Here is an 11,739-nt window from a genome sequence, read left to right on the forward strand (position 1 = left end):
CACTCTCACTGACCGCGAACGAGTTGGAGGATCTCGTCTGTTGGTCGTACGTCGCCGTAGGAGCGGTAGATGGTGTGAATCGCCGCGTTGTGATCCTGATCCCGCCCTGCAGCGCAAGCGTCGGCAGCAAGGATCACCCGCAGCCCCTGGGTGCTCGCGTCGCGCACCGTCGCCTCCACACAGACATTCGTCACTGCCCCCGCGACGATGAGGGTGTCGATGCCTCGTGCGTCGAGGATCCCGGGCAAAGGGCTGCGGCCTGGGAAGTACGCGCTGTGCGCAGTCTTCTCGACGGCGATATCGTCGATTTCATGGTCGAGGCCCGGCCAGAGCCGGGTCTTCGGTGCGCCAGTGCCGCCCGCGTGCGCGTACGCCTCAGCGACCTCGTCGCCGAGAAATTCGCGCGCTGTCGCCGTCGGCTCGCGATAGCCGGGGACGACCCAGGCGACTGTTCCGCCGACGTCACGGACAGTCGAGGCGAGCTGATTGACTCGAGGCACGATTCCGCGGGCATAGGCCGACTGCTCGACGAAGAACCGGATGAGGTCAATCACGACGAGCGCCGTGCGCATCGGGTCGACGTACTCGAAGGTGTGCCGACGGCCTCGACGCTGCTCGTGGCGACGATACTCGCGCTCCTCGATGAACCAGTCGTGCGCGTCGGAGGTGACTACCGGTTCGTCGTGAGTCGACATGGTTCCAATCGTATTCGTTCGTCGCCGATCTCGGTGCCCCTGCGCCGTCCACGAGTCCACTCTCTCGACCGGTGAGAGCGTTGGGTCATCATTCAGCGGAGCTTCCCACGGTTCCTATCACGAATGACTCATGTTATGCGTTCGTACTGGATGAGCGCGAGGTCGTGACCCGATGGCGCGGTTCCCACCTCACGACCGGTCTCCACAAAGCCGGCCCGGGTGAGGACAAGCTGAGAGCCGACGTTGTCGGTGGCTGTGCGAGCTGTGAGCCGCTTGAGGCCGCTGCGGTGGGTGAACTGCGCTGCGAGGTCCAGCGCCGCAGTACCGACGCCGCCTCCGCGGTGATCTGGGTGCACCCAGAAGCCAACCTCCGCTTGGTCCCCGGAGACATCAAAAATCACGAGGCTACCTGCAAACTCGTCGGTCTCGGCCTTGGCAATCGCGAGGACTGCCAGATCGCCGCGCTCGAGTCCGGCGCGAACCTCGCCATCGATTAGGGTCTTCACGGACGTCGGCGTGTAGGTGGGCTCCGGCAGGTGCCCGTACCTCTGGACGGCGGGGTCATCCGTCCCCGCAGCATAAGCAGCGGCATCGCCATGGTGAAGCTGGCGCAGGCGCACGTGATCGTTGCGCAATGGAAGAAAAGCGGCATCGAGCATATCCTTAAACTAACATAGTTCGCATAGGAGGGGATGCTCAATGAGCTACTGGGACCACCGCAAGCCCATGCAAAGGGCGCGAGCGGTTGACGTGGAGGCCATCGCCCGCGAATCTGTCGGACTGTTAGATGCTGGCGGGCTCCGAGCGCTGACGGTCAGAGCGGTGGCGGCCCGGCTGGGCGTCGCCCCGGCGAGCTTGTACTCGCGGTTGAACTCGGCCGACGACCTGTTCGACCTCGCTCTCGACCAAGCTCTCACCGACGACGAGTACGTGCAGCGGGGGATGGGTGAGATGGGCATTCAGGACCTCATGCTCGCCTTCCATCGGCATCTGCTCCGGCATCCGTGGGCCTGTCAGGTCATCGGCTTCCATGCCCCGCGAGGACCCTCTTACCTGCGTCTGTCCGAGCGCATGTGCAGCCTGCTGGCGGACGTGAACGTGCCGGATCCGCTCAGCACCTCCTACGCGCTGTCGAACTTCGTCATCGGCAGTGCGACGACCACACCCGTGTCCGACGATGAGCGATCCCGCCCCGTCGATGCGTCCATTGCCCCGCTGTATGGCAAGTTGCACGCGGAGCATGTCGATAGTGCGCACCAGATCGTCGCCACCGGTTTGGCAGCGCTGCTCCACCACGGCTTCACAATGCAGCCCGACTCGTAGATGGTCGAGCCGCGGTACACAGCAGCAACGGCGTCCAGGTCGACGTGTGTCGACCTGGACGCCATCGCGACTAAGATGGGATCGGAGTCGCAGCCGGCCGGTCGTGCCCCGTAGCGGATCGAGGGCAGAACCTACTGCGGCTCGTCCTCGATGAGGGGCGTCAGCACCGCGATCCGCCAGCCGTCTGAGGTCTGGACAAGCTGGTAGATGAACCGCTCAGCCGGGACGCCGTCATAGGACCAGCTCACCTCGACCCAGGAGCTGTGGCCGGTTTCGGCGACCGTTCTGATGTCAGCGGTGACGTTGTCGACGTCTTCGTACTGGCCGAACGAGGCCGCGAAGAACTGCTCGGTCTGCGATGAGTCAGAGACGGCCACAGCCTGGCCGGGGAACTCGACCAGGGCCGGCACGGCGTAGAGGCCGGCGATTGCCTTCGCGTCTCGTGCGAGCATCGCGGCGGCGTAGGCGTCGAAGAACTGCTGGGAGTCGAGCTTCTCGTGGGTGTTCATTTCTGTGTTCCTCTCTGTCAGGAGCCGTGGGTCGGCTCGGTCTGGTGCTCAGGAAGCGGAAGGTGCTCAGAGCCGCTCGATCTGCGTCGCAGCAGGAGGCCGGCGAGGATCGCTGCGGCGACCAGGACCCCCGTGCTGACGGTCAGGGCGGTGGTGTAGCCGTGAATGATGGCCCCGTCGTCACTCGCCGCGCCGGTGGCCTGGTAGGCGGTGCTGGAGATGACGGCGACGGTGTTGAGTAGGGCGACGCCGATCGCGGCACCGAGCTGTTGGGAGGCGTTGTAGGCCGCTGATGCAGCCCCGAGCTCGTGGACGGCGACGCCCTCGGTGGCCGTGCTCGCGGTAGCGGCGATCACCAGGCCCATCCCCAGGCCTGTCAGCACCATGGCGGGCACTAGGTAGATGGGCAGGACATTCGTCGACTCGGCGTCGAGGAATGTGAGGACGGCCAGTCCGGCCGCGGCGGCGAGGAGGCCGCTCACCACCAAGGCCGCCGGTGAGACGAGACCGAGGAGTCGCCCGGCGATGATCATGGATCCGATCAGCGCGGCGAGGGCGTGGATGAGCAGCACGAGTCCGGCGTTTAGCGGCGAGTAGCCCAGCTGGGCCTGCATGTAGTAGCTCATGAACAGGTAGAAACCGAACATCGCCAGGAATATCAGCGCGATCGCGATGAACGAGCCGGCGCGGGCGCGGTTGGTGAGGATTGTCAACGGGAGGATCGGGTTGTCCACCGCGCGCTCGACGAAGACGAACGCGACGAGCAGGACGAGACCGCCTCCGATCAGGGCTGCGACGGCGGGCCCCGAGGTCTGCTGCCCGTCGAGCTGGCTGATGCCGATCACGATCGAGGCAATGCCGCCGGCGCTGAGCAGCGCGCCGAAGACGTCGATGCGACCGGCCTGCTTGACTCCCGGCATCCGCGGGATGACAGCGGCACCGAGCGCGACGATAACGGCGATCGGGACGTTGATGTACAGGCACCAGCGCCAGCTGGCGAAGTCGGTCAGTGCCCCGCCCAGGAGCAGGCCGATGGCCGACCCGGCTGCGCCGACGGCGGCGAAAACGCCGAAGGCCCGGCCCCGTTCCCTGGCCTCGGTGAAGGACGTCGCGAGCAAGGACAGGGCGGCGGGTGCCAGCAGAGCGGCGAACGCCCCTTGAAGGGCTCGGGCGGCGATGAGGATCTCCGCACTCCAGGCCAGTCCGCCGATCAGGGACGGAACCGCGAATCCAATCAGGCCAATCACGAACGCCCGCCGGTGCCCGATGGCGCTGCTGACGCGACCGCCTATGAGCAGCAGCCCACCGAACGTCAGCAGGTAAGCGGTGATGACCCAGTGCCGATTGGCCTCGCCCAGGCCCAGCTCGACATCGGCCGAGGGCAGGGCGATGTTGACGATGGTGCCGTCGAGGACCACCAGCAACTGCGCCATCGCCACCAGTGCCAACGTCCACCAGTGCGCCGACGATTCTTCTCGTTTTTCCATCTTCGACTCTCGTCTCCCTAACAGTGGTCACGTATCCCGAACAGTGTTAGTCTAGTCTAGCAGGACACCGGGACCCGGTGACGAGTCAAGGAGGGCGATCGGATGCCAGGACCCCGTGAAGGGCGCGCAGAACCGTCGAATGTATGGCTGCGCCCGCAGCGCAGCCGGCGCGGCGAGCCACCGGTGACCAGCGAGCGGATCGTTGACGTCGCAGTCGAGATCCTCGACGGCGGCGGCCTCGAAGCACTGACGATGCGGCGTGTGGCCGAGCAACTCGGCGTCGTCGCCCCGTCGCTGTACTGGCACGTCAAGACCAAGGACGACATTATCGACCTGGCCGTCGATCACGTCTTCGCGAAGGCCGACGCCCCGACCGGAACGCAACACAACAATTGGCGGGCGTGCATCGAAGCCATCGCCCTTGCGTGGCGGGCGACCCTGGTCGCCCATCCCTGGGTCGCGCCGGTGGCGGCGTCTCGTCCCAGCTTCGGCCCGAGCTACCTGGACCAGCTGGAGCTGGTCATGTCGACCCTGCACCGCGCGGGTCTGGCCGGTGCTGAGCTGTCGGCGGCGATGTGGACGCTGCACAATCTAATCTTCGGCTCGGCCTCGACCGAGGCGACGTTGAACATCAGCGACCACGACCGCGAGGTCGGGCAGGCACTACTGCAGGAGCACGCGGACCGCTATCCAACCCTGGCCGGCCACCGCTATCTCGACGATGACGATTGGCTCGGTGACTTCACCCGGGGTCTCGCGTATTTCCTCGACGGCCTCGAGCTCCGGATTCGCGCCCGACCCGAGCCCACCTCATGACCACAGTCCCCACTTGGAGAGGAGAACGACCATGAGCCAGCAACACGTTGCGGCGATACCCGGCTTCCGCGGCCCCATCACGGCGGAGGACGGGGGAGCGGGCACGGACTGCATGCAGACTGCCGTCACGATCCGTCCCGAGCTGACGGTCGAGCCGCTCGGCAGCGACGATGTGGCCCGCGCGATCGGCCATGCCGCCGAACAGAGCCTGCCGGTGTCGGTGACCAACACCGGACATGGTGCGACATCACTGACTGGCGGACTGCTCATCCGCACACACCGAATGTCGGAGATCAGGATCGACCAGGAGGCTCGGACAGCCGAGATCGGGCCCGGTGCCACCTGGGCGCAGGTCACGGCCGCAGCCGCGCGGCACGGGCTGGCCCCACTCAACGGCACGGCCGCCACGGTCGGGGCCGTAGGCTACACCCTCGGCGGAGGGATCTCACCGCTGTCACGGGCATTCGGCTACGCCGCCGACCACCTCGTCGACCTCGACCTCGTCACCCCCGACGGACGGCTGCGGCGCGTGAGTGCCGAGGACGATCCGGACCTGTTCTGGGCCGTCCGCGGAGCCGGAGCCCAGCTCGGCGTTGTCACTCGCATGACCTGCCGACTCTTTCCCATCGACCATGTCTGGGCCGGGGTGCTGCCCGTCGTCAGCGACGACTGGGCGGAGATCGCTGATCGATTCGTCACGTGGTCGGCGAGCATTCCCGACCAGATGGGTGCGTTCCTGTCGCTGAAGGCCTTCCCCGACATGCCGAGCCTGCCCGAGGTCATCCGGGGCAAGCGCACCGCGTCGATCTATGTGACGTCGCTGGGCACCGAGACCGAGGCAGCTGATCAGGTCAAGGCCCTCGGCGGGCTCGTGGATCAGTCCGCGCGTCTCGCACCGACACAGCCGGCCGACTTGGCGGAAGTGTTCCGCGAGCCGACCGGGCCGCACGCGTTCCAGGGCGACGCCATGGCGACGTCAGGCATCAACGCAGAAGCACTGACGACCCACAGGGACGAGCTAAGGGCCGAGGACAGGCCACAGTTCGTGTTCATCCACCGCCTCGGCGGGGCGATGAGAACTGCGCCCGACGGCGGCACACCCATCGGCAACCGCGGCGCTGACTACCTCGCCCGGATCATCACCGGCCCCGGCCCTACTGACGACTCCGCATCCATTGCAGATGAGCAGGGCAGCCTCCTGCGGTCGCTGAGCATCGAACCCAGCGGGCGCGTGCTCAACTTCCTGTTCGGCGACAACCAGAGCACCGCCCCCACCCAGGACTGCTACGCGCACGATGACCTGAGCAGACTTACGAGCATCACTGCACGCGTGGACCCGAACCGACTGCACCGGCCGGCCCGAGGACGACTCGATGGCCGGTGAACGCATCGACTGCCAGCACCGGATGCGACTGCTACCCGCTGTTTGTCGCTCGTGAAGGATCCGTCAGGAATCGAGAAGCACCACGATCAGGCTCCCCATAGCCTCGAAGCACCAAAGTTCACACCACCAAAAGAGGAGAGAGAAATGACTGAGAAGACAGCCCATCCCCAGACTGATGACGACACGATGTCGGCGCAGGAGCGCGCCGCGATCAAGGAACGCGCCGCGGAGCTCAAGGCCCAGGGCCGCGCCGGCAAGGCCGCCGAGAAGGCCGCCGCGAACGAGGCGGCCCTGCTAGCGAAGATCGCCGAGATGTCCGAGCCCGACCGCAGTCTCGCCGAACGGGTGCACGCCATCGTCACCACGTGCGCTCCGGATCTGGAGCCGAAGCTGTACTACGGCCAGCCCGGGTATGCGAGGAAGGGCAAGGTTCTGTGCTTCTTCCGCAGCGGGCAGGGCGACAAGGAGCGGTACTCGACCTTCGGATTCAGCGTCCAAGCCGACCTCGACGACACCAGCGGACTCTGGGCGACTTCCTACGCGCTGACCGAACCGACCGAGGCCGCCTGGGCCGAGTTGGAGACACTGATCAGAAAGGCCGCCCGGTGAACGAGCAGACCCGTCACACAAAAACACTGTTCGCCCTGGACGTCGTCACCCTCGCAGGAGACCCTGCTGCGTCCAAGGACTTCTACGCCGCAGCCTTCGGCCCGCTGATGAGCAAGAGCGCCGGGTCTGTCGAAGTGGACATGCACGGCACCGGGCGCTTCGAACTGGCATCAGCAACAACTGTCGGCAGCGGCGGCGAGGGCGCATCGTCGTCGTTCCCGGGATACGTCGTCACCTACGCGCTGGCCCAGCCGTCCGAGGTGCAGGCGGTGATGGACACCGCCGCCCACGCTGGTGCACAGGTGCTCAAGCCGGCCAAGAAGGCCCTGTTCGGGTCGTTCTCGGGATCCTTCCGAGCGCCCGACGGCGCGATCTGGAAGGTCGCTGCGGACTCCAACAAGAACAAGGGGCCGGCCGCAGCGGCACCTCGGCCCACCGAGATCAGCATCATCCTCGGCGTCAAAGACCCCAAGGCATCACGGGCGTTCTACCAGGCACTGGGATTAAAAACCGATCGTGACTACGGGAATAAGTACATCGACTTCCACCCTGTCGATGGTGCGGTACGTCTCTGCCTGATGCAGCGGGGCGTCCTGGCCAAGGACGTTGGCATCAACGACCCCGGCGATGGCACCGGGGGACTCACACTGAGCCACCGGGCTGCAACCAACGAGGACATTGAACAGCTCATCGCCGTCGCCGACTCGTCCGGCAGCCGCTCCGCAACGCCGCGAGCTCACGAGGCAGGGTCGGGCTCGGGTCACTTCGCGGACCCGGACGGCTTTCGCTGGAATCTGTCGACCTCGAAGTGATTGGAGAGGTCCATGGCTCCGCAGCCACCCGCCGTCGCAACGCTGTACGACGCCTCCCGGCCCCACTGGTCCGCCCCATCCAGAGTGCGCCCCATCGTGACCCGGATCTGGGCACCTCCAGAACCGGACGTCCCCGCACCGGCCATCCTGCTGTCCCACGGGACCGGCGGCGCAGCCGAGGACCTCGATTGGCTCGCCGAGCACTTGAACACGGCGGGCTATCTCGTAGCCGCGGTCGACCATCACGGGAACAACGCCAATGACGAGTACCTCGTCGAAGGCTTCGCGTTCGTGTGGGAACGCCCCCGCGACCTCTCCTTCCTACTGGACCATCTCATCGAGTCCTACGAGGTCGACAGCACAAGGATCGGCGGGGCAGGGTTCTCGCTCGGCGGGTACACTGTCGCCGGGATCCTCGGCGCTCGGATCGATCGGGCAGTGACGCAGGCGGTCTTCCACGGTGCACTGCAGGCACCTGAGGTGCCGGAGTTTCCTAGCTTCATCGCTGTGCTGCGCGCCAGCTACTCCGACGAGCAGCTCGCCGCGATCGTCAGGGACAGCGCGCAGAGCTTCGCCGATCCACGGATCCGCGCCGGCTTCGCCATCGCGCCGGCGATCGGCCGGATGCTCGACATCGGCAGTCTCGAGTCGATCACTGCCCCCTTTCGAGTTCGGTGGGGCGGGGCCGACGACATCGCCCCGCCCGAGGACAACGCCCTCGTCTACCTGGACGCCATCCCCACGGCGACCGGTGAGAGCGTCGGACCAGACGTCGGCCACTACGACTTCAGGGCCGAGAACGACGACCCGCACGGCGCACGTCCGCGGGTTGCTGCCGATGCGCTCGGATTCTTCGACTCGGTCTTCGATGCCCCCACATGAGCGGACTGTGTGACGAGAATCGGAACGTTGACACCGTCGTCCACGATCAAAGAATCGAGCTCCGGGCATGACGCGACCACCAACAGACAATGCGCCAGTAGTGCGAGGCGCAGGCGTCACAACGCCGACGCGCCTCGACACGGCTCGGATCCGCGCGGCTCGAGAGGTGATCGACCCCGTGTTCCTCGACACGCCGCTGTACCGCTGCGAGGCGCTGGAGCCGGTCTTGGGGTGCACGGTGAGCATCAAGCTCGAGACGGCGAACCCGATCCGCAGCTTCAAGGCCCGCGGTACCGAGCTGGTAGCGAGCCAGCTCGCCGCCAGAGGCGAAAAGGCCGTGGTGTGCGCCAGTGCGGGCAACCTCGGTCATGCCTTGGCCTGGTCCGGCCGCGAACGAGGACTCGACGTCACTGTCGTGGCGTCCCGGCATGCGACGGCGACGAAACTCGACCGCATCCGAGCTCTGGGAGCCAGGCTGGAACTGGTTGACGGCGACCACGAGCTGGCCCGTGAGCGGGCAGCGGCCATCGCCGAGCATGAGGGCATCCGCCTGGTCGAGGACAGCCTCGACGTCGAGACCTGCGAGGGCGCGGCGACCATCGGACTGGAACTGGTGGAGACGCTGCCGTCGTTCGACGCCGTTCTGATCGCTCTCGGCGGCGGAGCGCTAGCAACTGGCGTGGGCCATGTAGTGAAGTCCTGCGCACCAGGGACAGAAATGATCTGCGTCCAGCCGCAGGGCGCGCCGGCGATGACGCGCTCGTGGCACCAGCGCCGCGTCGTCACCACCGGGCCGACCGACACAATTGCCGACGGCGTCGCCGGCCGACACCCCATCCCCGCGGTGCTGGACGACCTCGTTCTTGTCGCGGACGACGCCGTCCTGGTCGACGAGGCCTCGATCATGACAGGCATGCGGATGATCTTCGAGCATGCCGGGCTCGTCGTCGAACCATCGGCCGCCCTCGGCATCGCGGCCATCCTCGAAGACCGCGACCGCTTCGCCGGCCGGCACGTGGTCACCATCGTGTGTGGCAGCAACGTCGACACTGACACCTACCGCGGGTGGGTCGACGCCGCACCCATGTAAAAGATGCGAACACCGCTCGAGGCTGACCGGTCGATGACGTCAAGACCATCGGCGGCATCCGGACGACCTATGCTGGCAATTCTTCTTGATCCTGTGTCGTCCGTGCCTGAATGACGGTGAGCAGGGTGGCCAGCAGGGCCATGAGGGCCGCGGGCACGCCGAGCAACGCGATGGCGAGCCACTCCTGGGCGATTCCGCCGAGGATGCCTCCCATCGCGACTCCGACGTAGATCGCCGAGGAGTTGAGCCCGAACAACAGGGGAGCGGAAGCCGGGGCAATCATCACCAGTCGGTGCTGCTGGACCACTGATGCCATCCCATCGGTTGCTCCCCAGACCAGCGCCCAGACGACCACAATCGCCAGATGGTCGACCGTGAGCGGACTGATCGCGAGCATTACGGCACCGCCGCTGAGTGCGGCCACGGCGACTTTTTCACCAGAGATCTTGTCGACCCAGGAACCGGCGAGGAAGTTGCCGGACAGGACGCCCAGGCCCCAGGCGAAGAGGATCAGAGTGAGAGCGTGTGGAAACGAGCCGGACGTAGCGTCGGCGGTGATCGCACCGATATAGGTGTAGACGGTGTAATGCCCTGCCATGACCAGCGCCGTCGCCGCCAGGATCGTGAGAACCTTGGTCTGTCGCAATGGCGCGAGCCGAGCGGTCAGGCTCACGGCCGGCAGCGAGATCCTCGGCAACGACGCCCAGATTCCCAACGTGGCGAGAACTCCGAGGCCGACCACAGCCCACAACGTCAGTCGCCAGTCGACGCTCCCGATCAGATTGCCTAACGGCATACCCAGCGCGGTCGATAGAGTCAAGCCGCCGATGACCAGCGCCATGGCCCGGCCTCGGCGCTCCTCGGGCGCGATTGCGACGGCCGCGCTGGAAGCCAGCGCGGTGATCGTGGCAGCTCCCAGGGCGGTGAGAACTCGGGACGTCATCATGATCGAATAGCTCGGACTCAGCGCGGTCGCGATGTTCCCGACGACGAACACTGCCAGCGCCAGCTGGAGCGCCCTCCGGCGATCGAGGGAGCTCAGCAGCCAGCTCAGCACCGGCGCGGCGATCGCCAGCGTCAGTGCGAACACGGTCACCAGCTGTCCGGCCGCCGCGGTGCCAACCTCGAGATCGGCGGCGATCGCTGGTAGGAGGCCCGCGATGACGAACGCGTCGGTCCCGACGGCGAACGTCGCCACGGCCAGCGGGAGCAGCGACTTGACCAAGCCCGATGGCCGAGCGGCTGTTCGAGCGTCCTCGGTCTGGGTCAACCCTGCGCTCCGGGCTCGTGGGAGAGGCTGAACTCCACGCCCTGGTCGTCGACGCAGTGAGCGAACGCGCCGGACGGGATCGTCACAGGGTCCTCGGCAGTGCCGCCCAGTTCGCGTACACGGGCCACGGCCGCGTGGATGTCGTCGACGGAGAAGAAGATCCGCGGGTGCCGCGACGGTTCCTCGTGCGGTGCTCCGCCCAGAGGGTTGGGTCCGTCGATCATCGAGTATCCGGGGAAGTTGCCTTCGCGGAATGTCCAGCCGAACAGCGTGCCCCAGAATCGCTGCGTCGCTTCGATGTCGTTGCTGGGCACCTCGAAATATGTGACATTGCCGGCCATGATCTGCTCCTTCATTTTGATGTCAATGTGTTGACACGAACGCTATGTCACAATGTTGACATGAGTCAAGAGGTAGTCGGTGATCTCGATCTGTCAGTGAGCTACGTCCTGAAGCAGGTGCACGCGTCGATGCGCGCGGCTATGGAGGAATCGCTGCGTCCGATGGAGCTGACGGTTCCTCAGTACGCGTGTCTCGAGCTACTCGGGCGCAACTCCGGGCTGTCGAGCTCGGAACTGGCTCGACGTGCCTTCGTGAGCCGGCAGTCGATGAATCTCGTCCTGCGCCGGCTCCAGGAGCGCGGGCTACTTGCCCGGCCGAGCCAAGCGCCACATGGCCGAGCGCTGCCGAGCGAGCTCACCGATGACGGCCGCGCGGTACTTCGTCATGCCAGTGCTGCCGCCCGCGCCGCGGAGAAGGAGTTGTTCTCGCCCCTGTCTCTGGAGCGGCAGCGACGGTTGCGCGAAGACCTAGCGGAGTGCCTGGCGGCTGCAGCGAACAGCGAGTGATGTCCAGGAGTCAT

General features: G+C 66.2%; 14 protein-coding genes. 8 read left to right on the forward strand and 6 right to left on the reverse strand.

All coding sequences use genetic code 11. The features are described from left to right. Positions 1-5: 5 nt before the first annotated feature. Complete coding sequence (locus INT29_RS16230; RefSeq protein ID WP_193072414.1) at positions 6-695, reverse strand: isochorismatase family cysteine hydrolase; 690 nt, start codon at positions 693-695, stop codon at positions 6-8. Positions 696-823: 128 nt separating this feature from the next. Next, positions 824-1,354, reverse strand: coding sequence for a GNAT family N-acetyltransferase (locus INT29_RS16235; RefSeq protein WP_193072415.1), 531 nt, complete (start codon positions 1,352-1,354; stop codon positions 824-826). Between the two features lie 40 nt (positions 1,355-1,394). On the opposite strand from INT29_RS16235, the gene INT29_RS16240 reads away from it, so the two are divergent. Next, positions 1,395-2,018, forward strand: a complete 624-nt coding sequence (locus INT29_RS16240) for a TetR/AcrR family transcriptional regulator (RefSeq protein WP_193072416.1) — start codon at positions 1,395-1,397, stop codon at positions 2,016-2,018. Between the two features lie 131 nt (positions 2,019-2,149). Here the strand turns inward: INT29_RS16240 and INT29_RS16245 are convergent, their stop codons facing one another. After that, positions 2,150-2,527 (reverse strand): DUF4440 domain-containing protein, encoded by a 378-nt coding sequence (locus INT29_RS16245; protein ID WP_193072419.1) that lies wholly within the window; start codon positions 2,525-2,527, stop codon positions 2,150-2,152. 17 nt (positions 2,528-2,544) lie between these two features. Next, positions 2,545-4,014: an MFS transporter gene (locus tag INT29_RS16250; RefSeq protein WP_193072421.1), complete on the reverse strand. Its 1,470-nt coding sequence runs from the start codon at positions 4,012-4,014 to the stop codon at positions 2,545-2,547. A 102-nt stretch (positions 4,015-4,116) separates the two neighbouring features. Between INT29_RS16250 and INT29_RS16255 the strand changes: the two genes are divergently transcribed. From INT29_RS16255 to INT29_RS16280, 6 genes are all read left to right on the forward strand, one after another. Further along, positions 4,117-4,830, forward strand: a complete 714-nt coding sequence (locus INT29_RS16255) for a TetR/AcrR family transcriptional regulator (RefSeq protein ID WP_193072422.1) — start codon at positions 4,117-4,119, stop codon at positions 4,828-4,830. 31 nt (positions 4,831-4,861) lie between these two features. After that, positions 4,862-6,214 carry an FAD-binding oxidoreductase gene (locus INT29_RS16260; RefSeq protein WP_193072424.1) on the forward strand — a complete coding sequence of 451 codons (1,353 nt, stop codon included), beginning with the start codon at positions 4,862-4,864 and terminating at the stop codon, positions 6,212-6,214. 144 nt (positions 6,215-6,358) lie between these two features. Beyond that, positions 6,359-6,823 (forward strand): DUF1801 domain-containing protein, encoded by a 465-nt coding sequence (locus INT29_RS16265; protein ID WP_193072425.1) that lies wholly within the window; start codon positions 6,359-6,361, stop codon positions 6,821-6,823. Continuing rightward, entirely contained in the window at positions 6,820-7,635 is an 816-nt protein-coding gene (locus INT29_RS16270; protein ID WP_193072426.1) for a VOC family protein, read from the forward strand. The genes INT29_RS16265 and INT29_RS16270 overlap by 4 nt, the downstream gene beginning before the upstream one ends. Before the next feature lie 12 nt (positions 7,636-7,647). Then, positions 7,648-8,517, forward strand: coding sequence for an alpha/beta hydrolase family protein (locus tag INT29_RS16275; RefSeq protein WP_193072428.1), 870 nt, complete (start codon positions 7,648-7,650; stop codon positions 8,515-8,517). Positions 8,518-8,695: 178 nt separating this feature from the next. After that, complete coding sequence (locus tag INT29_RS16280; RefSeq protein ID WP_319020927.1) at positions 8,696-9,607, forward strand: threonine/serine dehydratase; 912 nt, start codon at positions 8,696-8,698, stop codon at positions 9,605-9,607. Between the two features lie 67 nt (positions 9,608-9,674). On the opposite strand, the gene INT29_RS16285 is transcribed toward INT29_RS16280, so the two are convergent. Both INT29_RS16285 and INT29_RS16290 read right to left on the reverse strand, forming a co-directional pair. Continuing rightward, the gene (locus tag INT29_RS16285) at positions 9,675-10,877 is read right to left on the reverse strand and encodes an MFS transporter (RefSeq protein WP_226842106.1); all 1,203 of its coding nucleotides are present in this window, start codon (positions 10,875-10,877) and stop codon (positions 9,675-9,677) included. Next, a complete protein-coding gene (locus tag INT29_RS16290) occupies positions 10,874-11,233 on the reverse strand; it encodes a VOC family protein (protein WP_226842108.1) in 360 nt (119 codons plus the stop codon). The genes INT29_RS16285 and INT29_RS16290 overlap by 4 nt, the downstream gene beginning before the upstream one ends. Before the next feature lie 45 nt (positions 11,234-11,278). Between INT29_RS16290 and INT29_RS16295 the strand changes: the two genes are divergently transcribed. Beyond that, positions 11,279-11,725, forward strand: coding sequence for a MarR family winged helix-turn-helix transcriptional regulator (locus tag INT29_RS16295; protein WP_193072430.1), 447 nt, complete (start codon positions 11,279-11,281; stop codon positions 11,723-11,725). Positions 11,726-11,739: the final 14 nt, after the last annotated feature.

The organism is Brevibacterium sp. FME37 (genome assembly GCF_014897485.1).
GTDB lineage: Bacteria > Actinomycetota > Actinomycetes > Actinomycetales > Brevibacteriaceae > Brevibacterium.

Excerpts from the sequence above, each read along its gene's own strand:
- INT29_RS16260 (WP_193072424.1), top strand. The coding sequence starts at position 4,862 with ATGAGCCAGCAACACGTTGCGGCGATACCCGGCTTCCGCGGCCCCATC.
- INT29_RS16265 (WP_193072425.1), top strand. The coding sequence starts at position 6,359 with ATGACTGAGAAGACAGCCCATCCCCAGACTGATGACGACACGATGTCG.
- INT29_RS16240 (WP_193072416.1), top strand. The coding sequence starts at position 1,395 with ATGAGCTACTGGGACCACCGCAAGCCCATGCAAAGGGCGCGAGCGGTT.
- INT29_RS16235 (WP_193072415.1), bottom strand. The coding sequence starts at position 1,354 with ATGCTCGATGCCGCTTTTCTTCCATTGCGCAACGATCACGTGCGCCTG.
- INT29_RS16275 (WP_193072428.1), top strand. The coding sequence starts at position 7,648 with ATGGCTCCGCAGCCACCCGCCGTCGCAACGCTGTACGACGCCTCCCGG.
- INT29_RS16230 (WP_193072414.1), bottom strand. The coding sequence starts at position 695 with ATGTCGACTCACGACGAACCGGTAGTCACCTCCGACGCGCACGACTGG.
- INT29_RS16295 (WP_193072430.1), top strand. The coding sequence starts at position 11,279 with ATGAGTCAAGAGGTAGTCGGTGATCTCGATCTGTCAGTGAGCTACGTC.
- INT29_RS16290 (WP_226842108.1), bottom strand. The coding sequence starts at position 11,233 with ATGAAGGAGCAGATCATGGCCGGCAATGTCACATATTTCGAGGTGCCC.
- INT29_RS16250 (WP_193072421.1), bottom strand. The coding sequence starts at position 4,014 with ATGGAAAAACGAGAAGAATCGTCGGCGCACTGGTGGACGTTGGCACTG.
- INT29_RS16255 (WP_193072422.1), top strand. The coding sequence starts at position 4,117 with ATGCCAGGACCCCGTGAAGGGCGCGCAGAACCGTCGAATGTATGGCTG.
- INT29_RS16245 (WP_193072419.1), bottom strand. The coding sequence starts at position 2,527 with ATGAACACCCACGAGAAGCTCGACTCCCAGCAGTTCTTCGACGCCTAC.